This window comes from Neorhizobium puerariae, assembly GCF_042429745.1.
GTDB classification, from domain to species: domain Bacteria; phylum Pseudomonadota; class Alphaproteobacteria; order Rhizobiales; family Rhizobiaceae; genus Neorhizobium; species Neorhizobium puerariae.
In genome coordinates this window covers 1-23,322 of record NZ_JBHMAA010000015.1, presented here as the reverse complement: position 1 = coordinate 23,322, position 23,322 = coordinate 1, and the positions used below count along the sequence as shown (strand labels likewise).

Here is a 23,322-nt window from a genome sequence, read left to right as displayed (position 1 = left end):
GCCATGTGGCGCGGCGAAACCATCGACCGGCGCGGTTTCCTCAAGGCGGCGGGGATGACCTTCACCGCGGCCCTTTCCCCGCGCGCCCTGATAGCGCTCGAACGCGCCGACGCGGTCTATGCCTCCGGTTTTCGCGCGCCGGACGGTTCGTTCGGCATCGCCACCGTATCCGAACGGGGCGAGATCATCGACCGCGTGGCCCTGCCGGCGCGCGCCCATGGCATGGCCTATAGCGCCGCGACGGGCCGCGGCGTCGCATTCGCCCGGCGTCCCGGCACATTCGCGATGGTCTTCGATCCGACGGGACGGGCAGAGCCGGTCGTCATCACCTCGCCGGAAGGCCGGCATTTCTACGGCCACGGGCACTTCTCGCCGGACGGACGGCTGCTCTATGCCAGCGAGAACGACTTCGACGGCAATCGCGGCATGATCGGCATCTACGATGCGGGCGACCGGTTCCGCCGCATCGGCGAATTCGACGCCCACGGCATCGGCACCCATGACATGACCGTTTCAGACGACGGAACGCTGCTCGTGATCGCCAATGGCGGCATCGAGACCCACCCGGATTTCGGCCGCACCAAGCTCAATCTCGACCATATGGAGCCGTCGCTGGTGCTGCTCGACGCCGGGACGGGCGCCCTCGTACAACGGCACGGGCTTCCCTCCTCGCTCCGCCAGCTCTCCACCCGGCATCTGGATATCGCCGAAAACGGCCGCATCTGGTTCGCCTGCCAATGGGAAGGCGCGCGCAACGCCCTGCCGCCGCTCGCCGGCTGGTTCGAGAAAGGCGAGGATATCGCCCTTCTCTCGCTGCCGGATGAAACCACGGCCCGGCTCGGCAACTATGTGGGGGCGATCGCCGTCAACCGCCGCGACGGTCTCGTGGGACTGACCTCGCCCGTCGGCGGCGCGGCAGTGACGCTCGATGCCAGGACCGGTGTTCTCCTGAAGGAGGAATATGTCCGGGAGGCCGCAGGCGTCGCGCCTGCCGCGCACGGCATCGCCGTCTCCTCCTATGACGGGACGTTCAACGAAACCCGCAACAGGGTCGCCTGGGACCAGCATATCGTCCGCATAGGTTCCTGATACTCAAACCAAATCCTCCGAACGACTTGCCGAACACATTTCGCCGTGCCAATTTCGCACCCGCGAAAAGGATAGGGACATGAACGGGAGAGATACAGGCGATTTCCGCGAGCGGGTGCGGCAGAGCTTCGGGCGGCAAGGCGCGATGACGATGCTGGGCGCCGAACTGACGCGGGTCGAACAGGCCATGGTGGAAATCGAGCTGCCCTTCGATCCCAAACTCACCCAGCAGCACGGCTTCCTGCATGCGGGCGTCATCTCCGCGGCGCTCGACACCGCATGCACCTATGCCGCCTACACCACCATCGCACCGGACGTCTCGATCCTCACCATCGAGTTCAAGGTGAACCTGATGTCGCCCGGCCGCGGCGAACGCTTCCTCTTCCGCGGCGAGATCACCAAGCCCGGCTCGACCATCATCGTTGCCGACGGCCGCGCCTATGCGATCGGAGACGGTCCCGCCAAGCTGATCGCTTCGATGACCGGCACCATGATGGTGATCCGCGGGCGGGAGGACGTGACGGGATGACCGCTTCGCTTTCCAACACGCTTCCCTCAGGCGAGCCGGTGCGTGCCGGCGGCAGGTCCGTTCTCTTCGTCATGGCCGTGGATGCGGAATACGGCCCGGCGCTGAAATCCCGCATCAGGCCGCTGATGACCGGCGTCGGCCCCGTCGAGGCCGCCGTCGTGTTCAGCCATGCGCTGGCGACGCTGGAAGCCGCCGGCGGGCTGCCCGATCTCGTCGTATCCCTCGGTTCGGCCGGTTCCCGCAGCCTCGAGCAGACGGAAATCTACCAGGCCTCCTCCGTCGCCTACCGCGACATGGACGCCTCGCCGCTCGGATTCGAAAAGGGCCGCACGCCGTTTCTCGAGCATCCGGCGGTCATGCCGCTCCCCTTGCGAATTCCCGGAATCCCCGAAGCCTCGCTTTCCACCGGCGGCAATGTCGTCTCGGGTGCCGCCTACGATCTCATCGAGGCCGACATGGTCGACATGGAGACCTTCGCCGTGATGCGCTGCTGCCAGCTCTTCGGCCTGCCGCTGATCGGACTGCGCGGCATTTCCGACGGCAGGCAAGAGCTGAAGCACGTCAACGACTGGCGGGAATACCTGCATGTGATCGACGAGAAGCTGGCGGCGGCGGTGGACAGGCTTTTCGAAGGGCTGGAAGACGGCAGGATCGCGCTCTGAACACGCGATTTTCGCCGGATTCCCGGTTGCCAGAATGGGGAACTTTCTTTAAAGGCTCGCCATGACCCAGATAGCTCATCCCGACAGCATTCTCATCATCGATTTCGGCAGCCAGGTGACGCAGCTCATCGCGCGCCGCATCCGCGAGGCGGGCGTCTACTGTGAAATCCATCCCTTCCAGAACGCGGATGCCGCGTTCAAGAGACTTCAGCCCAAGGGCGTGATCTTTTCCGGCGGCCCGGCTTCGGTGACCGCCGAAGGCAGCCCGCGCGCCCCGCAGGTCGTGTTCGAGCACAACGTACCGATCCTCGGCATCTGCTACGGCCAGCAGACGCTGGCGACCCAGCTCGGCGGCGTGGTCGAGGGTGGGCATGCGGCGGAATTCGGCCGCGCCGATGTCGAGATCAAGAAGGCGAGCCCGCTGTTCGACGGTTTCTGGGAAGTCGGCGGACGCTATCCGGTCTGGATGAGCCACGGCGACCGCGTCACGCAGCTGCCGGAAGGTTTCGAGGTCATCGCCACCTCCGAGAACGCGCCCTTCGCGATCGCGGCCGACGAAGGCCGTCACTATTATTCGACCATGTTCCATCCGGAAGTGGTGCACACGCCGGACGGCGCGAAGCTGCTTTCCAACTTCGTGCACAAGATCGTCGGGCTGAAGTCGGACTGGACGATGTCCGCCTACCGCGCCGAGATGATCCGCAAGATCCGCGAGCAGGTCGGCAAGGAACGGGTGATCTGCGGCCTTTCCGGCGGCGTCGATTCCTCCGTCGCGGCCGTGCTGATCCACGAGGCGATCGGCGACCAGCTCACCTGCATCTTCGTCGACCACGGCCTGATGCGGATGAACGAGGCGGAAGAAGTCGTGAAGATGTTCCGCGACAACTACAATATCCCGCTCGTGCATGTGGATGCCTCCGACCTGTTCCTGAACGAGCTTGCCGGCGTTTCCGATCCGGAAGTGAAGCGCAAGACGATCGGCCGGCTGTTCATCGAGGTCTTCGAGGCGGAAGCCAAGAAGATCGCCGAGGACGGCAAGGGTGCGCCCGCCTTCCTCGCCCAGGGCACGCTCTATCCGGACGTGATCGAAAGCGTCTCCTTCTCCGGCGGTCCTTCGGTGACGATCAAGAGCCACCACAATGTCGGCGGTCTGCCCGAGCGGATGAACATGAAGCTCGTCGAGCCGCTGCGCGAGCTCTTCAAGGACGAAGTGCGTGCGCTCGGCCGCGAACTCGGCCTGCCCGACCAGTTCATCGGCCGCCACCCCTTCCCGGGGCCGGGCCTTGCCATCCGCTGCCCCGGCGGCGTGACGCGCGAAAAGCTCGACATCCTGCGCAAGGCGGATGCGATCTATCTCGACGAAATCCGCAAGGCCGGCCTCTACGACACGATCTGGCAGGCTTTCGCCGTGCTGCTGCCGGTGCAGACGGTCGGCGTCATGGGCGATTACCGCACCTATGATTTCGTCTGCGCACTGCGCGCCGTCACCTCGGTCGACGGCATGACGGCGGATTTTTATCCCTACGACATGAACTTCCTCGGCCGCACCGCAACCCGCATCATCAACGAGGTGCGCGGCATCAACCGTGTCGTCTACGACGTGACGAGCAAGCCGCCCGGCACGATCGAGTGGGAGTGAGAGGCCAATGGCGGCATCGTCGTCTCGCCGATACTTCCGTCCTCGATGGTCCCCTCACCGTCATTTCTGCTGGTGACGACAAGAATGCATCGCTCCCGGCGATGCTCGGTCGGATGTCTGCCGGCGATAGCTGGTCGAAGGAACAGTGATCGCCGGGACATGGCGAAACTACCAGTTCGCGGCAACCCTGCCCCGTCTCGCCAGATAGACGATCTGGGCGGTCAAGCCGACGACGAGAATGACCAGCAGGCTCCCCTGAGCACCGAGAAGCAGCGGCGATTTCAGGTCGGTCACCAAGGGGTGGCCGTCCGGGACGCGGCGCAGGATTTCGGTAACGGTCGGCAGCATCAGGAGAAACGCACTCAGGCTGAGACAGACGGTTTCGATGTATCCGGCGACACGCGCCGGACCCAGAATGCGTTCAATCCCATAACCTGCCAGCAGGAGCAGAATGGTCACGGCGCCGATGACGAAGCTGACCAGCTGATGCGCAACGAGGAACACCGTTACGGCGCCGATCAGCATGGAGACGAAATAGACGACGCCCAGCGGGGACCGGGGAACGATCCGGCCATGGCGGGCGAACATGTACAGAGCCACGGGAATGGCCGGCAGGCTGCCGATTGTATGTATCCAGCCAAGCGGAGAAATTCCGAACATGGTAAGTTGCCTTTCTCATCTGAAGGGTTGGGAGGGCCGGGCAGACAGATTGCCGCCGGCAAATCCGCAGGCACCGCAAGTCCTGCCTACTGGCTGGTAGGTTATGCGGTCATGCATCCACCTTCCTGGCAAAGCCCCGATTTCAGGCGACCATGCGCTCCAGCAAGGGATGGGTTATTGCACCAAACGTCGTGGCATCGCCGTAAGCGCGCGCTGAAAGCATCGCGCCGTGCACGGTGGCCATGAACATTTCGGCATTGTCCCTGGCGGTCCCCGCCAGGGAGAGGCGGCCCGCGGCGGCGCCACGCTCCAGGACGGAGGTCAGCCAGTCCGAAAGCCTTCGAAAATGCGTGCGCACCTCCAAAGCGACGGTTTCAGGAAGGACCTGGATCTCGCTGGCGAGCAGGGCACAGACGCAGAAGGGGTGGGATGCGTCAGCGATACAGCTCTCCCAATAGCCGACATAAGCGCGAAGCTGCCCAAGCGGGTCGGCGACATTTCGCTCCAGGTCGGCGATCCCGGCTTCAGCCTCCTCCCGGTACTGCGCAACCAGCGTGCGGACGAGATCCGATTTGCCGGGAAAGTGGTGATGAATGCTGGCCTTGCGAATGCCGACCACAGTTGAAATATCGGCATAGCTGAAACTGTTGTAGCCGCCCCTGACGATCAGGGTGCGCGCGCAGCGAAGAATGTCATCAGCCTTGGTCGATAAATTGCTCATGCCAAACAACTACCGACTAGTAGGGAGAATGTCAACCCGGCATGCCGGCGGTCACGCCGGAAGACGACGGCATCGTCGCCAAGGCACTTGACCTCCTTGCCCAAGGCATGGATTTTGCCGACGCGCTGAATCTCCCAAGGCGCGGCATTGCGAGACGTTCGTCACGTTCGATCGCAAGTTCACGAAGGCGGTTCAGGCCGCCGGTCAGCATACCGTACAGGACGCCTAACCCATGCTTCGCAGCCTCTATGATTGGACGATGGCGCTCAGCGCCCGGAAATCCGCCGCCCTCTGGCTTGCGGTGATCGCCTTTGTGGAAAGCTCGGTCTTCCTCGTGCCGGCAGACGTGCTCTTCCTGCCCATGGCGCTTGCGCGGCCGGAACGCGCCTGGCGCTATGCGCTGATCGCCACGGTCTTTTCCGTACTCGGCGGCATTGCCGGGTGGGGCATCGGTTATTTCGCCTTCGATGCGATCGCCGAACCGATCCTGCGCTTCTGGGGCAAGCTCGACACGTTCAACGAACTGAAAGCCGGCATCACCTACGAGACGGTCGTGCTGATGCTGGTGACGTCCGGCTTCGCGCACCTGCCGCCGATCAAGGTGGTGACGATCCTCTCCGGCGTCGCGAAGATCAACCTCGGACTTTTCGTGATATCGGCAGCGATCACGCGCGGCGCGCGCTTCTTCCTGCTCGCCTGGCTGCTCCGCCGCTATGGCGAGGACATCCGCCACTTCATCGAGAAGCGGCTGAGCTACATCGCCACGGGCGCCGCCGGCGCCCTCATCCTCGCCTATGGCGCGTTTCAGGTACTGATCCACCATTGAGCGGCACGGCCGCGGGGCTTAGAACCCCAGCGATTGCTGCGCAGGCTCCGGCGGCGTCAGCCGCACGCCTTCCAGCTCCAGCATGCTCGCCTTCGAGATCGAGCCGCCCGGAGCGGAAAAACCGCCGATCCGGCCGCCGGCCGCCAGCACGCGATGGCAGGGGATGATCAGAGCCACCGGGTTCCTGGCCATGGCCTGGCCGACATCCCGCGCGGCCTCGGGACCAGCGCCGAGTTCCCTGGCGATCGTTCCATAGGTCGTCGTATGCCCCCAGCCGATCCGCCGCGCGGCAGCATAGATCTGCCTGAAGAACTCGTCCTGACCTTCGAGGTCCAGCTTGAAGCGCGAGAAATCCACCTTGTCGCCGGCGAAATAGCGTTTCACCGCCTCGACGGCTTCCAGAACCTCGGCCGGCGGCGTGCCCCGTCCGGCCTCCGGCAGGCGGCGCAGAAGCAGGCGCTCCGTGGATGCCTCGCCCTTCGTCGGTAGCTGGAAGCGCGTGATGCCGATGTCGTTCCACGCAATGCCGCAGAAGCCGCCGGCCGTTTCGAAAATGAGATACCGATGCATGGCCATGGTATGATCTCCATGTTTCACTTGCCCCCAAGATCGTCCTCGCGGCTCTCGGTTTCAACCCGTTTCTTGCCTCGCATCTCCTGTTCCCGCCCAACTTTTCATTGAGTCTGCCGCAGCGCGTCACCTTCCGCGAAGGGCGGGATCGCACGGACAGGCACGAGCGCGATTGTAAAGCGGAGAGGCCGGACATGCCTTCCGGCGGATTGACGGGCAAGATTTGGCAGGATTTCGGGACGATGGCGGGATGCGCCCGCACGGGCGAACCGGCTCGCCCTGGCTTCCCTTCGACGAAGGCGGGCTTCCTCGTCTTGGCCGCGCAAAACGGCAGCCGAGCAAGTTGTTCTTCGCCCTGAAGCCGCCGGACCGGATGGCCCGCGACATCTGCCGCGCCGCTGCCCGGCATGCGCTGAACAGAACCCGGCAGCCGGCCTATCCTGCCGGGCTCCTGCATATGACGCTGCTTTGCATGGACGCCTTCCACGCGCCGCCGCGGCATCTCATTCCCGATATTGAAAATGCCGTCGGCGGGATCAGCGCAAGGCCTGTTTCGCTCGCGCTCGACGGTTCGGCGCTGCTTGGCGGCAAAAGGCACCTCGCCCTGACGAGCATGGCGAAGAACAGCGCGCTCGAAGGTTTTGTCCGGATATTGAGGAATGTCCTCTCCAGGCACAATCTGCCGGGCCGCCCGTCCGGATCTTTCACGCCGCATGTGACCATCATCTATGGCTGCGGGAAGATCGAGCCTTTGCCCCTCGAACAGCCCTACGCCTGGACCGCGGACGAATTCCTGCTGATCTACAGCCATTACGGCGAAACGCGGCACGAGCAATTCGGCCGCTGGCGTTTCGATCCGGATGCGTCTCCCTATCCTGCCTCTCCGGAACAATTGCGCCTGATGATCTGAGAGACACCCGGCCACATGCCGGAAATGACGCCGACGCCCGTTTCCGGACCGTCGTCAAACCCGGATCGCCAGGCGCAGGCCGCCCCAATGGCGGCCGTTCACCGTGACCGGCGCGGAAATGTCCTTCATCAGCACGAACTGGCCACCGCCCATGTCGCGGCGGTAGGTCTGCAGCAGGAACGGTTCCTTGTTACGGCCGGCGGCAAGGCCGACACGATCGTTGAATATCCGCCGGTTGCGGCAGTTCGCCGTGTTCCAGGCGACATCCCCCGGTCGCTGGCGCTGGGAAAACTTTCGGTTATGGGTCGGCAGGTAGCCGTTTTCGTCGACGGCGGCGCAGAAGGCGATACGCTCGTCGCCTTCGATCGCCTTTTCCTGGATCGGGGTCAGGACCGCGTCGGTGAACTCGGTGAAACGGGTCATGTACTGCACCGGGTCACTGCCCTGGATCGCCGCATATTGCCGGTCGAAGAGCGAGGCGAGGTCGATGCGGCCGGATTTCACGCCCGCCTCGAAAGCAGCCGAAACCTCTGCCGCAAGCGCCATCACCTGGCGGATATAGGGGCCGTCGGGGGTTTCGACACCGGCATTCGCGGTGGCTTGGATCATGCGCTCGGAAATCGTCACCACCTCGCCGACACGCGAGGACGTCTGCTGGAGCTGTTCGTTGGATTTGAGGATCGCACTCGCGGCGGAGGCGATGGAGGATGCGAATTCGCCGCACTGGCGATCGACCGTTTCCGTCGTCCCGGCCAGGGCGGATGCATTGTCCAGAATGCGGGTCATGACATCCTCGACGCTCCTGAAGGAACCCTGCACCTTCAGCGCGGTCGTCTTGACCCCTTCGGCGGATCGGCTTGCGCCATCGCCGGCGGCAACCAGGCGGTCGATGCGGCTGTTCAGCTGGTCGAGCGTCGCCTGGATGGAACTCGTGGTCTGCGACGTCTGCAGCGACAGCGCCCGGACTTCGGCGGCGACGACGGCAAAACCCTTGCCGGCCTCGCCGGCGCGCGCCGCCTCGATCGCGGCATTCAGCGCCAGCAGGTTGGTCTGCCGGGCAATGGTGCCGATCGCATCGGCCAGGCGCGCAACATCCCCGAGGGAGGTGGAGAACAGCTTGATCTCCGCCCCGATCTCCCGGGAGGCGTTGACCATATGATCGATTGCGGTGACGGAACCGGAAAGCTGCACGGCCTGTTCGCCCAGCACCTGCCGGGCGTTCGTCGTCAGTTCGTCGGATTGATGCAGCGAGCGGGCGATCTGCCCGTTGGCATCCGCGATCGACTGCGCGGACTGTGTGAGGCGACCCAGCAGGACGGCATGTTGCGAGGATTGCGTGGCGGTATCCTGGATCGCACCGGCGATATCGACGAGATGCAGGCCGAGGGCCGAAGCCTCGCCCGCCAGCTTCACCACGGAACGCTTCAGCACATCCCCATCGAAGGATTCGGCCTTCGACGGTTCACTTTCCCTGACTACCTGACCGGCCACCGTCATCTCCCTCATATTAGGAAATCATACGATGGCCATGGTTAACGGACAGTTTCTGCGGGTATCCCCTACGGCCTTATACTTAAGGCTGAAATCCCCCGACCCGGCGGACTGGGAAACCGTTATACGATACGGTCGAAAGCCTTGGGGTCGATGCCGAGCGTATCGAGATCGCGGCTGTTGGGGCGGCGATGGTTTTCGACCGCAGCCGAAACCGAGATCGCGGCGCTCATAACGGCGAAAGCGCGGCTGATGGCGTTACCGCGGGTCTTCTTCTGTACGGACATGTCAATCTCTCCTTTGCATTCCACTAAAATATGATGTTCGGCCTGCTTTTGTGCAACGCACAACAAATCATTGGAGCCATGCAACCGTCACATAACGCTCATTGAGCGAGCTCAACGACTTGCATGGCAAGGCATGCTCTTGTTATCGGTCAGGCAGCAGCAGCGGGGGATTCGATGGCAATTACGATCTACGGCATCAAGAACTGCGACACGATGAAGAAGGCGCGCACCTGGCTGGACCGGAAGGGCATCGCCCACGACTTCCACGACTACAAGGTCGCCGGCATCGACTGGGCTCATCTCGACCGGTGGGTGGAGCGCGCCGGATGGGAAACGGTGCTGAACCGCGCCGGCACGACCTTCAGGAAGCTGGATGAGGCCGACAAGGCCGATCTCGACCGGGAGAAGGCCATCGCATTGATGCTTGCGCAGCCGTCGATGATCAAGCGCCCGGTGCTGGAAGCGGACGGCAAGCTGATCGTCGGCTTCAAGCCCGACGTCTACGAGGCGGAGTTCGGCTGAACTTCCGACCGCGACCAATCCCGCGACGAAGCAGATAACCATGTCCCGGAGCTGGCGGTCGGCGGAAACGCGGAAGCGGTCATAACGGCGAACAAGCGTGACTTCGCCCGGTCGGAGCTGGCATTTCCGGAACTGAGGATTGTTACCCCGGGCGAATTTCTTGCATGGAGGAATGGACAATGAGCACCCTGACGATACGGCTTCCATCCGACCAGCATGAGCGCCTCGAGGCGCTCGCTGCCGCACGGGGCACCAGCATCGGCAAGCTTTTCGAGGAGTTTTCCGCAAGGGCGCTCGCCGAATTCGATGTCGAAACGCGTTTCCGTCTGCGTGCGGCAAAAGGAGACAAGAAACGGGGGATCGAAATTCTGGACAAGCTCGACAAAGCCCACTCCCAGCCGGACCACTGAAGAGCCATGTCAAAGACCACCCGCGCCACCCAGGCGCTCGACAAGGCGGGCGTCGCCTTCACCGCTGTCGCCTACGATTACGACCCCAATGCGGACCGGATCGGCCTGCAGGCGGCCGAAGCGATCGGCGAAGAGCCGCGCAGGGTCTTGAAAACGCTGATGGCGGAGGTCGACGGCAAGCCGGTCTGCGTCGTGGTGCCTTCCGACCGGGAGGTTTCCATGAAGAGGCTCGCCGCCGCCTTCGGCGGCAAGTCCGCCAACATGATGAAGCCTGCCGATGCGGAGCGCGCGACGGGCTATCATGTCGGCGGCATCAGTCCCTTCGGCCAGAAGAAACATGTGCCGACCGCAATCGAGGCAACGGCGCTCGACGAGCCCCATGTCTTCGTCAACGGCGGCCAGCGGGGGCTCCAGATACGGCTGGACCCGAAGGCTGCGCGCGAGGCGCTGAAGGCGATCTCCGCTCCGCTCGTGGCATGAGCGGGCAGGCGGGCGGCGACGGACCTTGGCGGTTTCACGGGCGGCCGATCTTCAAATTTGCCCCAAACCTCTTTAAATCTGACAGACCGCACAGGAAAAATAGAGAGGCCCAGCATGACAATCGTGCCGAATTTTCAAACCGTCGTCGATCCTCAGAAACTCGAGAAACTGGCGGAAGTGGCCGTCAAGGTGGGCCTCAGGCTTGAAAAGGGTCAGGATCTGGTGATCACGGCGCCGCTTGCCGCCCTGCCGCTCGTCCGGCTGATCACCAAACACGCCTACAAGGCGGGCGCCGGCATCGTCACCACTTTCTATTCCGACGAGGAAACCACGCTGGCGCGTTATGAATACGCGCCCGATGCGAGTTTCGACCGGGCGTCGGACTGGCTCTACGAAGGCATGGCCAAGGCCTATGGCAACGGCGCCGCGCGGCTTGCCATTGCCGGCGACAATCCGATGCTGCTGTCCTCCCAGGACCCAGCCAAGGTGGCGCGGGCCAACAAGGCCAATTCCATGGCCTACAAGCCGGCGCTGGAGAAGATCGCCAATTTCGACATCAACTGGAACATCGTCTCCTATCCAAACCCGTCCTGGGCCAGGCAGGTCTTCCCCGACGTTCCGGAGGACGTGGCGGTCGGCAAGCTCGCGGAGGCCATCTTCGCCGCTTCCCGCGTCGACGTGGCCGATCCGATCGCCGCCTGGGCCGAGCATAACGCCAACCTCGGGAAGCGGTCCTCCTGGCTGAACGGCGAGCGTTTTGCCGCGCTTCATTTCACCGGCCCCGGCACCGACCTGACGGTCGGCCTCGCGGACGGCCATGAATGGCATGGCGGCGCCTCGACCGCCAAGAACGGCATCACCTGCAACCCGAACATTCCGACGGAGGAGGTCTTCACCACGCCGCATGCCCTGCGCGTCGAAGGCCATGTGTCGAGCACCAAGCCGCTGTCGCACCAAGGCACGCTGATAGACAACATCCAGGTGACGTTCGAAGGGGGCCGCATCACGCAGGCGAAGGCCACCCGGGGCGAGGAGGTGCTGAGCAAGGTTCTCGATACGGACGAAGGCGCGCGCCGGCTGGGCGAAGTGGCACTGGTGCCGCATTCCTCGCCGATCTCGGCAAGCGGCATCCTCTTCTACAACACCCTTTTCGACGAAAACGCCTCCTGCCACATCGCGCTCGGCCAGTGCTATTCGAAATGCTTCCTCGAAGGCGCGTCACTGACGCCGGATCAGATCAAGGCCCAGGGCGGCAATTCCAGCCTCATCCATATCGACTGGATGATCGGTTCCGACAAGGTCGACATCGACGGCATTAGGGCCGACGGCTCCAGAGTGCCCGCCATGCGCAAGGGCGAATGGGCCTGATCGTTTTCCACGGACCGCGGTTGGAAACACGATCCGCCGCTGTCCGGGGCTCAGCAACGTTCCATCAACGGCGCGCCCTGACATGCGGGCGCGATCCCGCAGGGTCGGCATCGGAGCGCCGGGCATCCTTTTATCCGCCATGCTTCAGGCCCTTGTTCCCGCACATGCCGTGATCGCAGGGCCGCCGCGCGCTTTCGCGCGGCATATGCTCAGAAAAGACTGCCCTGCTTGGGCGCATCGCCCGAAGGCTCCGGCTTCTGCGTCCGCCTCTTCGGCTGCGGCAGGGCAGCGGGTCTTTCGCCGGCCTCTCCCTCCTGCCCCGTGACCGCTGCGACGCGGCCGTCGGCAAACTGCATCGAGACGATACGCCCCGTGCCGACATCCGCGGCGCGGGTGAGCGGCCTGTCATCCTCATCGCGGATGACGGCGAAACCCCGTTTCAGCACATTCGTATAGGAAAGCGATTGCAGTACGCGATCCTGCGCCACGATTGCCGAACGGCTGCGGACGAGCCTGTGCGAGATCGCCGTGTCCGCCTGGCGGGCAAGCGCGGCCAGATGCTGCCGCTCGCGCTGCAACTGGCCGGCAAGCCTTGCCGGCAGGGCATTCAGCGATGCTTCGAACCGCGCCACGCGGCCGCGCTCCCGCAGCAATTGCCGTTCCAGGTAGTGCTCGCCGCGGCCGAGCCTGTCGGCCAGCAGTTGCCTTTGCTGCGCCAGACGGTTCGTCAGCAATTCAAGCCTGAGGCCGGAGGAGGCCCGCTCGAAGACGCGCCGCTTGGCGACCGTCGTGCGCTCCAGCCCCCGCCCGAGACCGGCCGCCGCCTCGTCGAAGCGGCGTCGCGGCAGGGCCAGCAACTGATCGAGCGAGGGAAGGGCGCGAACGAGCGCCCGCACGGACTGACGCCGCAGATCCATCTGACGGCTTGCGCAACCGCGCAGGCGGGCGGTCAGGTTCGCGACCTGCGCATCCAGATCCGCCTTGACCGGCACGGCCATCTCCGCCGCGCCGGTCGGCGTCGGGGCACGCATGTCCGCCGCATGGTCGATCAGCGTCCAGTCGGTCTCATGACCGACAGCGGAGATCAACGGTATCTCGCTCTCCGCCGCCGCGCGCACGACGGCCTCGTCGTTGAAACTCCACAGGTCCTCCAGGCTGCCGCCGCCGCGCGCGACGATCAGCACATCCGGCTTTTTCACCGGGCCGTCCGGCGCGATCGCGTTGAAGCCGCGGATCGCCGCCGCCACCTCGTCGCCCGATCCCTCGCCCTGGACCTTCACCGGCCAGACGATGACATGCACCGGAAATCGGTCGGAGATGCGGTGCAGGATATCGCGGATGACGGCGCCGGTCGGCGAGGTCACGACACCGATCACCTGCGGCAGGAAGGGCAGGGGCCGCTTGCGGTCCTGATCGAAAAGCCCTTCGGCCGCAAGCCGGCGGCGGCGCTCCTCGATGAGCGCCATCAGCGCGCCGGCGCCGGCCGGCTCCAGGTTCTCGATGACGATCTGGTATTTGGACGAGCCCGGGAACGTGGTGATCTTGCCGGTCGCGATCACCTCCATGCCTTCTTCCGGGCGGAACCTGATGCGCGGAAAGGTGCCCTTCCAGATAACCGCGTCGATACGGGCGCGGTCGTCCTTCAGCGAGAAATAGGCATGGCCGGAGGAATGCTGGCCCCGGTAGCCGGAAATTTCGCCCCTCACCCGCACATGGTCGAAGGCGTTCTCGACCGTGCGCTTGATCGAGCCGGAAAGTTCCGACACCGAATATTCGGAGAGGTTCGTGGACGAATCGCTGGCGGTGAGACTGGTCATGCCTTCCTTTTAAAGGATATGTCCGGCGAATTCATCACCCGGAACGAGGCAAAACGGGGACGATCCGGCCCGCGTAAAGCCGCACCGGGCATGACAGGCGGAATGTCCCGAGCCCGGCCGTTCAGGCCCTTCCGTCGTCCAACCGCTTGAAGCCGTACCTTTTCTTTTTCCGCACCGGCCACATTTCCTCCTCTAGGGCGCAACGGAATTTCCGGCGGCGCCGGTTTTTTCTGCCGCGCGGTTTCCCCGGTGCCGGAAAGGAGAGCGACAATGACGGCGAACGACACCCAGGGAGATTTCATCCATGTCCGACCGTTTCGCCAGCATGCAGGCTTCCCTTTCCGGCCCCGCCTCGTCCGGTTTCTCCATCACGCCCAGCGACGGCGGCGACCTGCCGGAGACCACGCGGGCGCTCTATGTGGGAACCGGCGGCGATCTTTCCGTCCGAATGCTCTCGGGAGAGACGCTGACGCTTTCGAACGTCTCGTCGGGCAGCTTCCTTCCGCTGAGGGTGAACCGCGTTCTTGCGACCGGCACCACCGCAACCGCCATCGCGGGCCTCGTCTGAGGGCAAAAGCGGTGCTCCATGGAACCTGAACCGCTGTTGCTCCGTTTCGACGACAGGCCGCAGGCCATTGCCGTCCTCGGCATGATCGGCATCGACGCCGATGCGATCGCCGGCGACGGCATATTGCGCGCGGCAACCGGCGAAACGGCGGAATTCGAAGGGGAGGTGATCGTGCTGACCCAGCCCGTTTCGGGTTACCATGTGAGGCTTGCCTGGTGCGGGGAGATTCCGCACCTGCTGGCGCCGCATCTCGTCACCGGGCATGCCGGGATGAGACTGCGGCCGCCGGTTCCGGATGCCTCGTCCGCAACGGATTTTTCCGCGTATTTGCGCAGAATCAAAGATTTTTGAACGGGTGCATGCAAGCATTTATTAGCAGCTGGGGAATATGCTCGCCCCCGTTCAAGGCAGAAAGGAGATATCGAGTGCTGTTCTTGACCGCCACATCGATAGGCATCTGCGCCGGCATGATGCGGTCTGCCTTCTCGATGGCGTTCATCGCGTTTCTGATCGTCCTGACGTTCGCACTCGCCACCCTTACCTCATCCGGCCCGGCTTCCTTCATCAACCTCCTGCTGGCCATCCTGGGCTACAATTTCGGCCTGATCAATTTCCTCGCCGGCCTTTTCGTCATCCACCGGCTGCGCACCGCCTGATACGGCTCGTCTTCCGGGATCACCGGTCCGGCGGCATCAGTCCGGCAGGACCCGATAGAGCCGGAACTCCCCCTTCCCCGCCTGACCGACAGGCTGCAGATAGGCCGGTATCTCGCCGCGGGCGAGGCTCGCATACAACCCGTCCTTCTTGAGCCCGATCAGGCTCCGGGTCTGGGGATCGGCCTCGCAGAACGCCAGCACCGTCACACCCGCGCCCCTCAGGAAAACCTTCGCTTCGGCAGGCGGCGCGAGGCCTATATGCAGTTCCGTGAGCATGCCCTTCTGGTTGCGATGGTAGGGGGCCGACAGGACCCGGTGGCGGGTCCAGCGCAGGATTTCCGCGCCGCTGTTGGAGGGCGCCGCCACGACCCCCGCGTCCAGCGTGTTGAGCAGGGCCATATCCGCCGGATCGCCACATTCGCCGGCCTGCCCACCGGCAATTCCGGGGGCGGACAGCGCCTTGAGATCGGTCGCCCCGGCCCAGCCCTGTTTCGAGACGAGGCCACCGACGGCCCAGACGATCGGCACGGAAGCGAGCACCGCGGCGATATAACCGCAGGCCACCCCGACATTCTTCGGATCGGCGGCGGAAACGCGGCGAAGATCGGCAATCAGCAGCGAAAGCGGCAGGATGCTCAGCGCATTGGCGAAGAATGCGCCGCGTATCTGCACCAGCGCAACGCCCCAGGCCACTCCGACAAGGCCAAGGAGGATGAGGTGCAGTTCCCGCTTCTCGCCGCGCAGGACACGAAACAGGCAGACGGTCAGGGCAAGGAACCCGACCGCATAAAAACCGCCCGTCATTTCCGGCTCGGCTTTCGCCTCCCCGAGAAAGGACCGCGCCTCGGTAACGCCCCGCAGCCACAATTCCACGAGCATCGGATCAAGCGTGCCCAGTGGATCGCCGAGGCATTGCGGCGCAACGATGCGAGCCGCCAGAAGCAGCAGGGCGCCGGTCGCACCCGTGAACAGGAGGCGGATGGAGCGCCGCGGCCTGCCGGGCAGGCTCGCCAGCAGGAAGAGCGCCGTGCCCCCAAGCGCTGACAGCGCGTAGAAGCCGAGCGAGAGATTGTCGCAGGTGACGACCCCATAGGAATGCGGCGGGACCGTGAGGAGGAACAGTCCCGAGATGGACAGTGTCAGGGACAGGCCGAAAGCGCGGGCCGAAGCGGCGAACGCCTCGCCATGCCACAGCCATTGAAGGGCGACCGACAGGCAGGCGACGGCGACCAGCGGCGTCGTCTCGGCGCCGACCGCCAGCGCGAGCGCGCAGGCGAATGCGGCGACGGCATAGCTCGTCCGCCGCTTCTCGGGGTCGATCAGCATCGCCGCAATCCACATGGCCAGCGTGAGCTGCACGTTGTGATGGTCGAGCGAACCCGGCATGAAGCGCACGCAGGTGAAAAGGAACAGCGCCCCGAGCCCGAGCCCGATATGCATGGCCGTGACGCCCGCGACGCGCCGGCAGGCAAGGCCGAGGGGAAAGAGAAAGAGCGGCATCAGGAGGATGGGCCAGAGCGTCGCGGCGGCGGCCTCCGCCTGCATGGGAGCCAGGAACAGCGAGAAGAGACGGATCAGCATCGCGATCGGCAGGTCGATCAGGCGCGACCAGTGCATCAGCGTGCCTTCCGCAAGGCCGAGGCGATACTGGGTGAGATCGAACCAGCCCTGACCCGCGAGGAAATCGCGTATCTCCACGAGCCGCATGACGTCGTCGTTGTCGCGGCCGACATAGTCCTCGGCATTCGGGAGCGAGAACATCAGGCCCAGCGCGGCGGTCGCTATCCAATAGACACAGGCCGCAGGCAGCAGCCTGGACAGCAACGGCGTGGCCGTTCGTTCCGCCGTCACCCCAAAGGAACTGTCCGCCATGCTGTCCGCCATTTTCGTCCGGGATTTTCAACGGTTGCGAGATCGAGGGAAACCTAGCCTTAACCTTCCCAAGAAATAGTAAAACCGATCCGTTTCCGATTTTCCGTGTACCGAGTGAAGATCATGCCCGACGCGCCGACCGGCCAACTGGACATCGCCATCCTGCTGCCCTGCTACAACGAAGCGCCGACGATCGCCGCCGTCGTCCGCGGTTTCCGTGAGGCGCTGCCCGGCGCACGCATCCATGTCTACGACAACAATTCGACCGACGGCACCGCATTGCAGGCGATGCTGGCGGGCGCGCAGGTGATGCGCGAGCGGCGGCAGGGCAAGGGCCATGTCGTGCGCCGCATGTTCGCCGATATCGAGGCCGACATCTATGTGATGGCCGATGGCGACGGCACCTATGCCCCGCGCGATGCGGAAGAGCTGATCCGCACGCTGCTGACCGAATGCGCGGACATGGTGGTCGGCACGCGGCGCGGCGTGCATGCGGATGCCGGACGGCAGGGCCACGCGGCCGGAAACCGGCTGTTCAACGTGCTCTACAGAACGATCTTCGGATCGGATTTCACCGACATCTTTTCCGGCTACCGGGCCTTCTCCCGCCGCTTCGTCAAAAGCTTCCCGGCCGTTTCCGCCGGCTTCGAGATCGAGACGGAAATGTCTGTGCACGCCTCGCGGCTGAAGCTTCCCGTCTGCGAGATCGAACTCGATTACGGACGCCGCCCGGAAGGTTCCCATTCGAAGCTTTCCACCTTCAGGGACGGTGCGAAGATCCTCTGGATGTTCGCCATGCTGATGAAGGAGACCCGGCCCTTCGCCTTCTTCGGGCTGATCAGCAGCGCGTTCATGGCCGCAAGCCTCGTCTTCATGGTGCCGGTCCTCCTCGCCTATTTCCAGACCGGGCTGGTGGAACGCATGCCGACCTGGGTCTTCTCGCTGGTGCTGATGCTGATCTCGTTCCTGATCTTCACCGCGGGCCTCATTCTCGACTCCGTCTCCCGCGCCCGCGCCGAGCAGCTCCGCATCCACTACATGAACCTGCCGCAGCGAAGCACGGCATCGGAGCCACGGTCCCGGGACCTGCCCGCCGGACGCGGCAATACCGGCAAGAGCGCCGCATGAAACGGCTTTTCTGGTTCCTGATCGCCGGCGGCGGCGGGTTCCTGATCGATGCCGGCCTGACGCAGGCCCTGATCGTCCTCGGCCCCGGCCCGTTTGCCGCCCGCGTCCCGGCAATCGCCGCCGCCATGGGCTTCACCTGGTTCGTCAACCGCAGCCGCACTTTCGGCCGGTCCCGCCATTCGTTCGCGGCCGAGGGCTTTCGCTACTGGGCGGTCGGCATCACCTCGGCATTGCTCAACTACGCCATCTATTCGGCACTCATGTACCGCGCGCCATTCCTGCAGCCGGTCGTGGCGGTCACCTTCGCCTCGCTCGCGGCCATGGCCTACAGTTTCTTCGGTTATTCGCGTTTCGTCTTCCGGCGCTGACGGGTGCGCCGGGCCGCGTCAGACCGCTTCCCAGCCGTCGTGCCCGCTCGCCCGGTAGATGGCGTCGATGAACTTCTGGTTCGCAAGCGAGTTCTCCAGCGTGACGACCTCCGCCGGCTCGCCCCCGACCGCGCGCGCGAAGGTTTCGGCCTGCCTGCGGTACTGGCGGCTGTCCTGGAAACGGAAGATCCGGGAAATATTGTGCTTCTGGTTGGTGAGCTCCACCTCCTCCGCACCCCAGCGATCGGCATTGAAGGGAGACTTCACCTCGATATAGCCTTCCGTGCCGTGGAAGACCATGACCTGGCGGCCGGCCATCTGCGTCGCCACGTAGAAGGTCATCTCGAACGAGCCGAAGTCCGCCTTGACGCTCGAATAGATATCCGTTCCGAAATCCGCATCCCTTTTCGTCACCGCCTGCACCCGCTGCGGCTCGCTTCCCGTCACGAAACGGGTCGTGATGGTCGGATAGACGCCGATATCCGGCAGCGCGCCACCGCCGAGTTCGGGGATATTGCGCATGTTGGAGGGGTCGCGGTTGAAATAGGTGAACGCGCCCTGCACATGTTTCAGCTCGCCGATCGCCTTCTCCCTGAGAAGTTCACGGACCTTCAGCCAGACCGGCGCATAGGTGACCATGAAGGCTTCCGAGATGAGCACCCTGTACTTGTCCCGCGTGGCGATCAGCCTCTCGATCTCACTTGCCTTCAGGGCGATCGGCTTTTCGCAGAGCACATGCTTGCCGGCTTCCGCGGCCTTGACCGACCATTCCACATGCTGGCTCGTCGGCAGCGGGACATAGACCGCATCGATCACGTCCGAGGCCAGCATCTCCTCGTAGGAGCCGAAGGCGTGCGGAGCGCCGAAACGGTCCGCCATGGCGCGGGCCTTGGCAAGGTCACGGCTCGCAACGGCCGCCACCACGCAGTTTTCCGCGTCCTGAATGGCGGGCACGACCAGTTCACGGCCGATCCGTGCAGTCGACAGAATTCCGAAACGCAGCATGCGGGCCTCCATGTGTCACTGGCGTCGCACCTTATTGGCCGGGCCCTGGCGACGCAACGGATGCCGGAACGCCCCGGGGTGAAAAATTGCCCGCTTGAAAAAGTGAGTGTCCGCGCAAGATATGGACTGGTCGGCGGCGGAACATCCATTAATCTCGTGCCATCTTTCCCGTCATGCCCGTTCATCTGAAAATTTGGAGGAATACCATGGAGCTGCGCGCACTCGGCCGGACCGGCCTTTCCATTTCGCCCGTCGTTTTCGGTGGCAACGTCTTCGGCTGGACCGCCGATGAAAAGACGTCCTTCGATATGCTCGACCGCTTTTTCGAGGCGGGCTTCAACACGATCGACACCGCGGACGCCTATTCCCGCTGGGTGCCGGGCCATCAGGGCGGCGAGTCCGAGGCCATCATCGGCAAGTGGCTGAAGAAAAGCGGCCGCTCCCGCGACAGGGCGGTCATCGTCACCAAGGTCGGCTCCGACATGGGCCAGGGCCGGAAAGACCTTTCCGCCAGATGGATTCTGGAGGAGATCGACCACTCGCTGCGGCGCCTGCAGACGGACTATGTCGATCTCTACCTCGCCCACTGGCCGGACGAGACGGTATCCCACGAGGAAACGCTCGACGCCTTCGCAAAGCTCAGGGAAGCCGGCAAGGTCCGGGCCATCGGCTGCTCCAACTACGATGCGAAGATGCTGCAGGATTCCTTCGACGTGTCGAAGAAAGCCGGCCTGCCGCGCTATGACGTTCTCCAGCCGCAATACAATCTCTACGACCGCGACACCTTCGAAGGCCCGCTTGCGGACCTTTGCGTCAAGGAGGATATCGGCGTCATCAACTATTACGGCCTCGCCGCCGGCTTCCTCACCGGCAAATACCGCGACAAGGCGGATACCGAGGGCAAGGCGCGGGGCGGCAGGGCCCTCACCTACCTCAACGACAAGGGCTATCGCATCCTCGCCGCTCTCGACGAGGTGGCCGTCGAAACCAATGCGGAACCCGCTTCGATCGCCCTCGCCTGGCTTCTTCAGCGGCCGGGCGTCACGGCGCCGATCGCCAGCGCCACCAGCGTGAACCAGCTGGAGGCGATCATCGCCGCCGGCAACCTCAAGCTTTCCGCCGACCAGATGACCCTGCTCAACGAGGCCGGCGCCTGACTTCCACGGCGGGTGCGATCACGCGCCCGCCCTCCCCCACGACCAAAACAAGGAGGGTCCCATGAAAATGCGGAGACTCGGAAAGGAACTGACCGTCTCGGCCATCGGTCTCGGCTGCATGGGCATGAGCCACGCCTATGGCGGCCAGGACGAACAGGACGCGATCCGGACGCTGCATCATGCCGTCGATCTCGGCGTCAATTTCTTCGATACGGCGGAAGTCTACGGGCCGTTCAAGAACGAGGAACTGGTCGGCAAGGGCTTGAAACCCTTCCGCGACAGGGTGGTGATCGCCACCAAGTTCGGTTTCAGGATCGATCCCGATGCCTCGGACTCGCGCGCCATGTCGGGCCTCGACAGCCGTCCGGAACATGTGCGCGAAGTGGCGGAGGCGTCGCTGAAACGCCTCGGCGTCGAGGTGATCGACCTTCTCTACCAGCATCGCGTCGATCCGAACGTGCCGATCGAGGATACGGTCGGAGCCATGGCCGAACTCGTCAGGGAAGGCAAGGTCAGGGCACTGGGCCTGTCGGAAGCCGGCGCCGCCGTCATCCGCCGCGCCCATGCCGTGCATCCGATCACCGCGTTGCAGAGCGAATATTCGCTCTGGACCCGCGATCCGGAAGGCGAAGTCCTCGACACCTGCCGCGAGCTCGGTATCGGTTTCGTGCCGTTCAGCCCGCTCGGCCGCGGTTTCCTCACCGGCAAGATCGAGAAACCGGAGGACCTAGGCGATGACGACTTCCGCCGCACGCTGCCGCGCTTCAGCGCCGAGAACATGGCCGCGAACGCCTCCCTGGTGAAGCTGCTGGAAGACATGGCGGCCGAGAAGGGCGTCACCGCGGCGCAGCTCGCCCTTGCCTGGGTGCTGCATCAGGCCGATTTCATCGTGCCCATCCCCGGCGCCAGAAAGATCCCGCATCTGGAACAGAACGTCGCCGCGACGGAAATCTCGCTTTCGGCGGATGAGCTGAAGGCGCTCGGCGACCTGCTTTCACCGGAGAAATTCTCCGGCGCCCGTTACGGTCAGAGAGCCGCGGCGTGGACCAATCGGTAAGTTGAAGTCTCGTCCTACGCGTCATACATTGAGTACAGAAATGACACGTAGGACAATGTTATGGCCACCTTCAGCATTCGTATCGATGATGACATCAAGGCTCGATGGGCGAGATTGTCGGCCGATTACGGCCTGAACCAGAGCCAGTTGCTTCGGCAGGCAATCGAGGAGAAGCTGGAGGAACTCGAGGACTTCTACGCAATCCGCGAACGCCTCGACAAACCTTTCAGAACCATCCCAAACGATGACGTCTGGAAGGAGATCGGCCTTGAGGATTGAATGGCATGTCGATGCCGTAAAGGACCTCAAGTCGATTTCCACCCAGGATCAGCGCCGCATCAAGAAGGTTCTGGACGAGCTTTCGGAGATCGATGATCCCAGACAGAAACTCGTGGCCTATTCCGGTAATCTCAAAGACTTCTGGAAGCTGCGGATCGGCGACTATCGACTCGTCTGCCAGATCAAGATGGAAGCCGACGAATATATCCTGATCATTCGCGTGGCTCATCGCAGCGTCGCCTATGATCCTCGCAGTCTTGCCAAGATCGGCAAGCGCTCGGAATAAACCGGGCCAGCTCAGCCGTCTATCCAGATCGAAACGCTGGACTCGACGGGGATGCCATCACCGTGAAGATGGTGGACGAGCTCGCCGGCATCGCTTTTCCGGCCATCTCGCTGCTATTGCCTGCATTCCTGAACGTTCGCGGACCACCCTACTGCTTCAGCGCCGGGAAACCTGCATAGAATTCCGAATGGTCGCCTTCGTTGTTGGCCATGCCGATCCTGGTCAGCACGCCGCGCGGTTCCGCGAAACTGCGGATGCGGCGGGCGGGCTTTTCGTGCCACTGGATGTTCATCGCCCAGAGCTTCGGGAAGACCATGATCGAGGCGTAGGGCAGGTGGTCGTGAATCCACCAGGCCATCTTCCGCCAGTCGCCCTCCCGGTCGTAATTGTCGATCAGCCAGGGCACGACGATGCAGGCGGTGGCGCCCATGAAGCCCCGTGCGTCGCGCCGGTCCCAGATATGGTCGGCGGCGGTATTGGCATTCGAGGAGCAATTGAGATTGTTCCTGTTGCCGAATTCGTTGACCTTCGGCGAGCGGTAGCCCGAACGCAGGTGCAGCCGTCCGAAGGTCGCCTGCAGCGGTTCCAGAAGTTCCTCGCAGAGATGCCGGCCGGCCTCGATGGCGAGGTCCGGGTCTTCAGGGATGTTCGGGATGCCGTGGAAATTGGCGATTTCGGAAAACAGGAAATCGCGGAAGAAGAAGTTTTTCGACAGCCGCACGCGGCCGAGTTCTTCCAGTCCCTTCATCGATCCCGGTACGCGCATTCGCCATGTCCTCCCGCCGTCATGCCCGGCCTTGTGCCGGGCATCCGTCCACGTTGATATTGCCGAGGTGGCTTAGATCGTGGTGACGATTTAGGGAATTGGGATTCCCAAAGTTGAGCAAATCGGATTCAACGTTGATTTTGGAGATCAGCGATGGATTGTGATGCACTTCGAGACGATCAGTGGGAACGGATCAAAG

28 protein-coding genes are annotated in these 23,322 nt (G+C 63.8%); 19 read left to right on the top strand and 9 right to left on the bottom strand.

What is annotated here, in order from left to right:
- Positions 1-3: 3 nt before the first annotated feature.
- From ACFFP0_RS13350 to guaA, 4 genes are all read left to right on the top strand, one after another.
- On the top strand, positions 4-1,089 hold the full coding sequence (locus tag ACFFP0_RS13350; protein WP_377261378.1) for a DUF1513 domain-containing protein: 1,086 nt from the start codon (positions 4-6) through the stop codon (positions 1,087-1,089).
- 79 nt (positions 1,090-1,168) lie between these two features.
- Positions 1,169-1,618 (top strand): PaaI family thioesterase, encoded by a 450-nt coding sequence (locus ACFFP0_RS13345; protein WP_377261376.1) that lies wholly within the window; start codon positions 1,169-1,171, stop codon positions 1,616-1,618.
- Positions 1,615-2,280, top strand: a complete 666-nt coding sequence (locus ACFFP0_RS13340) for a 5'-methylthioadenosine/S-adenosylhomocysteine nucleosidase (protein ID WP_377261373.1) — start codon at positions 1,615-1,617, stop codon at positions 2,278-2,280. The genes ACFFP0_RS13345 and ACFFP0_RS13340 overlap by 4 nt, the downstream gene beginning before the upstream one ends.
- A gap of 61 nt (positions 2,281-2,341) precedes the next feature.
- The gene (gene guaA, locus ACFFP0_RS13335) at positions 2,342-3,919 is read left to right on the top strand and encodes a glutamine-hydrolyzing GMP synthase (RefSeq protein ID WP_377261370.1); all 1,578 of its coding nucleotides are present in this window, start codon (positions 2,342-2,344) and stop codon (positions 3,917-3,919) included.
- Between the two features lie 168 nt (positions 3,920-4,087).
- Here guaA and ACFFP0_RS13330 read toward each other — a convergent pair whose 3' ends face one another.
- Complete coding sequence (locus ACFFP0_RS13330; RefSeq protein WP_377261367.1) at positions 4,088-4,579, bottom strand: hypothetical protein; 492 nt, start codon at positions 4,577-4,579, stop codon at positions 4,088-4,090.
- Between the two features lie 142 nt (positions 4,580-4,721).
- A complete protein-coding gene (locus ACFFP0_RS13325) occupies positions 4,722-5,300 on the bottom strand; it encodes a TetR/AcrR family transcriptional regulator (RefSeq protein WP_377262319.1) in 579 nt (192 codons plus the stop codon).
- A 232-nt stretch (positions 5,301-5,532) separates the two neighbouring features.
- On the opposite strand from ACFFP0_RS13325, the gene ACFFP0_RS13320 reads away from it, so the two are divergent.
- Positions 5,533-6,126, top strand: coding sequence for a YqaA family protein (locus ACFFP0_RS13320; RefSeq protein WP_377261365.1), 594 nt, complete (start codon positions 5,533-5,535; stop codon positions 6,124-6,126).
- Positions 6,127-6,144: 18 nt separating this feature from the next.
- Here ACFFP0_RS13320 and ACFFP0_RS13315 read toward each other — a convergent pair whose 3' ends face one another.
- Positions 6,145-6,702 (bottom strand): methylated-DNA--[protein]-cysteine S-methyltransferase, encoded by a 558-nt coding sequence (locus ACFFP0_RS13315; protein WP_377261362.1) that lies wholly within the window; start codon positions 6,700-6,702, stop codon positions 6,145-6,147.
- A 244-nt stretch (positions 6,703-6,946) separates the two neighbouring features.
- Here ACFFP0_RS13315 and ACFFP0_RS13310 point away from each other — a divergent pair, with 244 nt between their 5' ends.
- A complete protein-coding gene (locus ACFFP0_RS13310) occupies positions 6,947-7,606 on the top strand; it encodes a 2'-5' RNA ligase family protein (RefSeq protein ID WP_377261359.1) in 660 nt (219 codons plus the stop codon).
- Positions 7,607-7,660: 54 nt separating this feature from the next.
- On the opposite strand, the gene ACFFP0_RS13305 is transcribed toward ACFFP0_RS13310, so the two are convergent.
- Together ACFFP0_RS13305 and ACFFP0_RS13300 are read right to left on the bottom strand one after the other, a co-directional pair.
- Positions 7,661-9,103 (bottom strand): methyl-accepting chemotaxis protein, encoded by a 1,443-nt coding sequence (locus tag ACFFP0_RS13305; RefSeq protein WP_377262317.1) that lies wholly within the window; start codon positions 9,101-9,103, stop codon positions 7,661-7,663.
- 116 nt (positions 9,104-9,219) lie between these two features.
- Positions 9,220-9,384 (bottom strand): hypothetical protein, encoded by a 165-nt coding sequence (locus ACFFP0_RS13300; protein WP_377261357.1) that lies wholly within the window; start codon positions 9,382-9,384, stop codon positions 9,220-9,222.
- 174 nt (positions 9,385-9,558) lie between these two features.
- Here ACFFP0_RS13300 and ACFFP0_RS13295 point away from each other — a divergent pair, with 174 nt between their 5' ends.
- From ACFFP0_RS13295 to ACFFP0_RS13280, 4 genes are all read left to right on the top strand, one after another.
- Positions 9,559-9,906, top strand: coding sequence for an ArsC family reductase (locus ACFFP0_RS13295; RefSeq protein WP_377261355.1), 348 nt, complete (start codon positions 9,559-9,561; stop codon positions 9,904-9,906).
- A gap of 179 nt (positions 9,907-10,085) precedes the next feature.
- The gene (locus ACFFP0_RS13290) at positions 10,086-10,316 is read left to right on the top strand and encodes a ribbon-helix-helix protein, CopG family (protein WP_377261353.1); all 231 of its coding nucleotides are present in this window, start codon (positions 10,086-10,088) and stop codon (positions 10,314-10,316) included.
- A 6-nt stretch (positions 10,317-10,322) separates the two neighbouring features.
- A complete protein-coding gene (gene ybaK, locus ACFFP0_RS13285; protein WP_377261351.1) occupies positions 10,323-10,796 on the top strand; it encodes a Cys-tRNA(Pro) deacylase in 474 nt (157 codons plus the stop codon).
- Positions 10,797-10,910: 114 nt separating this feature from the next.
- Positions 10,911-12,164, top strand: a complete 1,254-nt coding sequence (locus tag ACFFP0_RS13280) for an aminopeptidase (RefSeq protein WP_377261349.1) — start codon at positions 10,911-10,913, stop codon at positions 12,162-12,164.
- Between the two features lie 209 nt (positions 12,165-12,373).
- Here the strand turns inward: ACFFP0_RS13280 and xseA are convergent, their stop codons facing one another.
- Positions 12,374-13,981, bottom strand: coding sequence for an exodeoxyribonuclease VII large subunit (gene xseA, locus ACFFP0_RS13275; RefSeq protein ID WP_377261347.1), 1,608 nt, complete (start codon positions 13,979-13,981; stop codon positions 12,374-12,376).
- Positions 13,982-14,285: 304 nt separating this feature from the next.
- On the opposite strand from xseA, the gene ACFFP0_RS13270 reads away from it, so the two are divergent.
- From ACFFP0_RS13270 to ACFFP0_RS13260, 3 genes are all read left to right on the top strand, one after another.
- Complete coding sequence (locus ACFFP0_RS13270) at positions 14,286-14,549, top strand: spike base protein, RCAP_Rcc01079 family (RefSeq protein ID WP_377261345.1); 264 nt, start codon at positions 14,286-14,288, stop codon at positions 14,547-14,549.
- A gap of 18 nt (positions 14,550-14,567) precedes the next feature.
- On the top strand, positions 14,568-14,900 hold the full coding sequence (locus tag ACFFP0_RS13265; RefSeq protein WP_377261343.1) for a hypothetical protein: 333 nt from the start codon (positions 14,568-14,570) through the stop codon (positions 14,898-14,900).
- 74 nt (positions 14,901-14,974) lie between these two features.
- Complete coding sequence (locus tag ACFFP0_RS13260; RefSeq protein ID WP_377261341.1) at positions 14,975-15,205, top strand: hypothetical protein; 231 nt, start codon at positions 14,975-14,977, stop codon at positions 15,203-15,205.
- Between the two features lie 36 nt (positions 15,206-15,241).
- Here the strand turns inward: ACFFP0_RS13260 and ACFFP0_RS13255 are convergent, their stop codons facing one another.
- Positions 15,242-17,077, bottom strand: coding sequence for a hypothetical protein (locus tag ACFFP0_RS13255; protein ID WP_377261339.1), 1,836 nt, complete (start codon positions 17,075-17,077; stop codon positions 15,242-15,244).
- 123 nt (positions 17,078-17,200) lie between these two features.
- Here ACFFP0_RS13255 and ACFFP0_RS13250 point away from each other — a divergent pair, with 123 nt between their 5' ends.
- Both ACFFP0_RS13250 and ACFFP0_RS13245 read left to right on the top strand, forming a co-directional pair.
- Positions 17,201-18,205, top strand: coding sequence for a glycosyltransferase (locus ACFFP0_RS13250; protein WP_377261336.1), 1,005 nt, complete (start codon positions 17,201-17,203; stop codon positions 18,203-18,205).
- Positions 18,202-18,573 carry a GtrA family protein gene (locus tag ACFFP0_RS13245; RefSeq protein WP_377261333.1) on the top strand — a complete coding sequence of 124 codons (372 nt, stop codon included), beginning with the start codon at positions 18,202-18,204 and terminating at the stop codon, positions 18,571-18,573. The genes ACFFP0_RS13250 and ACFFP0_RS13245 overlap by 4 nt, the downstream gene beginning before the upstream one ends.
- Before the next feature lie 18 nt (positions 18,574-18,591).
- Here ACFFP0_RS13245 and ACFFP0_RS13240 read toward each other — a convergent pair whose 3' ends face one another.
- The gene (locus ACFFP0_RS13240) at positions 18,592-19,578 is read right to left on the bottom strand and encodes a Gfo/Idh/MocA family protein (protein WP_377261331.1); all 987 of its coding nucleotides are present in this window, start codon (positions 19,576-19,578) and stop codon (positions 18,592-18,594) included.
- A 206-nt stretch (positions 19,579-19,784) separates the two neighbouring features.
- Between ACFFP0_RS13240 and ACFFP0_RS13235 the strand changes: the two genes are divergently transcribed.
- The 4 genes from ACFFP0_RS13235 (at position 19,785) to ACFFP0_RS13220 (ending at position 22,357) form a co-directional block, all read left to right on the top strand.
- Positions 19,785-20,735: an aldo/keto reductase gene (locus ACFFP0_RS13235; RefSeq protein WP_377261329.1), complete on the top strand. Its 951-nt coding sequence runs from the start codon at positions 19,785-19,787 to the stop codon at positions 20,733-20,735.
- Positions 20,736-20,796: 61 nt separating this feature from the next.
- Complete coding sequence (locus ACFFP0_RS13230; protein WP_377261327.1) at positions 20,797-21,792, top strand: aldo/keto reductase; 996 nt, start codon at positions 20,797-20,799, stop codon at positions 21,790-21,792.
- Positions 21,793-21,852: 60 nt separating this feature from the next.
- Entirely contained in the window at positions 21,853-22,071 is a 219-nt protein-coding gene (gene relB, locus ACFFP0_RS13225) for a type II toxin-antitoxin system RelB family antitoxin (RefSeq protein WP_377261325.1), read from the top strand.
- Positions 22,061-22,357, top strand: a complete 297-nt coding sequence (locus ACFFP0_RS13220; RefSeq protein ID WP_377261322.1) for a type II toxin-antitoxin system RelE family toxin — start codon at positions 22,061-22,063, stop codon at positions 22,355-22,357. Before relB ends, ACFFP0_RS13220 begins: the two co-directional genes overlap by 11 nt.
- A gap of 148 nt (positions 22,358-22,505) precedes the next feature.
- Here ACFFP0_RS13220 and ACFFP0_RS13215 read toward each other — a convergent pair whose 3' ends face one another.
- Entirely contained in the window at positions 22,506-23,123 is a 618-nt protein-coding gene (locus tag ACFFP0_RS13215; protein ID WP_377261319.1) for a hypothetical protein, read from the bottom strand.
- Between the last annotated feature and the right edge of the window lie 199 nt (positions 23,124-23,322).

Excerpts from the sequence above, each read along its gene's own strand:
- ACFFP0_RS13345 (WP_377261376.1), top strand. The coding sequence starts at position 1,169 with ATGAACGGGAGAGATACAGGCGATTTCCGCGAGCGGGTGCGGCAGAGC.
- ACFFP0_RS13250 (WP_377261336.1), top strand. The coding sequence starts at position 17,201 with ATGCCCGACGCGCCGACCGGCCAACTGGACATCGCCATCCTGCTGCCC.
- ACFFP0_RS13340 (WP_377261373.1), top strand. The coding sequence starts at position 1,615 with ATGACCGCTTCGCTTTCCAACACGCTTCCCTCAGGCGAGCCGGTGCGT.
- ACFFP0_RS13320 (WP_377261365.1), top strand. The coding sequence starts at position 5,533 with ATGCTTCGCAGCCTCTATGATTGGACGATGGCGCTCAGCGCCCGGAAA.
- ACFFP0_RS13305 (WP_377262317.1), bottom strand. The coding sequence starts at position 9,103 with ATGACGGTGGCCGGTCAGGTAGTCAGGGAAAGTGAACCGTCGAAGGCC.
- xseA (WP_377261347.1), bottom strand. The coding sequence starts at position 13,981 with ATGACCAGTCTCACCGCCAGCGATTCGTCCACGAACCTCTCCGAATAT.
- ACFFP0_RS13245 (WP_377261333.1), top strand. The coding sequence starts at position 18,202 with ATGAAACGGCTTTTCTGGTTCCTGATCGCCGGCGGCGGCGGGTTCCTG.
- ACFFP0_RS13310 (WP_377261359.1), top strand. The coding sequence starts at position 6,947 with ATGCGCCCGCACGGGCGAACCGGCTCGCCCTGGCTTCCCTTCGACGAA.
- ACFFP0_RS13295 (WP_377261355.1), top strand. The coding sequence starts at position 9,559 with ATGGCAATTACGATCTACGGCATCAAGAACTGCGACACGATGAAGAAG.
- ybaK (WP_377261351.1), top strand. The coding sequence starts at position 10,323 with ATGTCAAAGACCACCCGCGCCACCCAGGCGCTCGACAAGGCGGGCGTC.
- ACFFP0_RS13330 (WP_377261367.1), bottom strand. The coding sequence starts at position 4,579 with ATGTTCGGAATTTCTCCGCTTGGCTGGATACATACAATCGGCAGCCTG.
- ACFFP0_RS13290 (WP_377261353.1), top strand. The coding sequence starts at position 10,086 with ATGAGCACCCTGACGATACGGCTTCCATCCGACCAGCATGAGCGCCTC.
- ACFFP0_RS13240 (WP_377261331.1), bottom strand. The coding sequence starts at position 19,578 with ATGCTGCGTTTCGGAATTCTGTCGACTGCACGGATCGGCCGTGAACTG.
- ACFFP0_RS13315 (WP_377261362.1), bottom strand. The coding sequence starts at position 6,702 with ATGGCCATGCATCGGTATCTCATTTTCGAAACGGCCGGCGGCTTCTGC.
- ACFFP0_RS13325 (WP_377262319.1), bottom strand. The coding sequence starts at position 5,300 with ATGAGCAATTTATCGACCAAGGCTGATGACATTCTTCGCTGCGCGCGC.
- ACFFP0_RS13265 (WP_377261343.1), top strand. The coding sequence starts at position 14,568 with ATGGAACCTGAACCGCTGTTGCTCCGTTTCGACGACAGGCCGCAGGCC.
- relB (WP_377261325.1), top strand. The coding sequence starts at position 21,853 with ATGGCCACCTTCAGCATTCGTATCGATGATGACATCAAGGCTCGATGG.
- ACFFP0_RS13235 (WP_377261329.1), top strand. The coding sequence starts at position 19,785 with ATGGAGCTGCGCGCACTCGGCCGGACCGGCCTTTCCATTTCGCCCGTC.
- ACFFP0_RS13300 (WP_377261357.1), bottom strand. The coding sequence starts at position 9,384 with ATGTCCGTACAGAAGAAGACCCGCGGTAACGCCATCAGCCGCGCTTTC.
- ACFFP0_RS13350 (WP_377261378.1), top strand. The coding sequence starts at position 4 with ATGTGGCGCGGCGAAACCATCGACCGGCGCGGTTTCCTCAAGGCGGCG.
- ACFFP0_RS13255 (WP_377261339.1), bottom strand. The coding sequence starts at position 17,077 with ATGGCGGACAGTTCCTTTGGGGTGACGGCGGAACGAACGGCCACGCCG.
- ACFFP0_RS13230 (WP_377261327.1), top strand. The coding sequence starts at position 20,797 with ATGAAAATGCGGAGACTCGGAAAGGAACTGACCGTCTCGGCCATCGGT.
- ACFFP0_RS13280 (WP_377261349.1), top strand. The coding sequence starts at position 10,911 with ATGACAATCGTGCCGAATTTTCAAACCGTCGTCGATCCTCAGAAACTC.
- ACFFP0_RS13270 (WP_377261345.1), top strand. The coding sequence starts at position 14,286 with ATGTCCGACCGTTTCGCCAGCATGCAGGCTTCCCTTTCCGGCCCCGCC.
- guaA (WP_377261370.1), top strand. The coding sequence starts at position 2,342 with ATGACCCAGATAGCTCATCCCGACAGCATTCTCATCATCGATTTCGGC.
- ACFFP0_RS13215 (WP_377261319.1), bottom strand. The coding sequence starts at position 23,123 with ATGCGCGTACCGGGATCGATGAAGGGACTGGAAGAACTCGGCCGCGTG.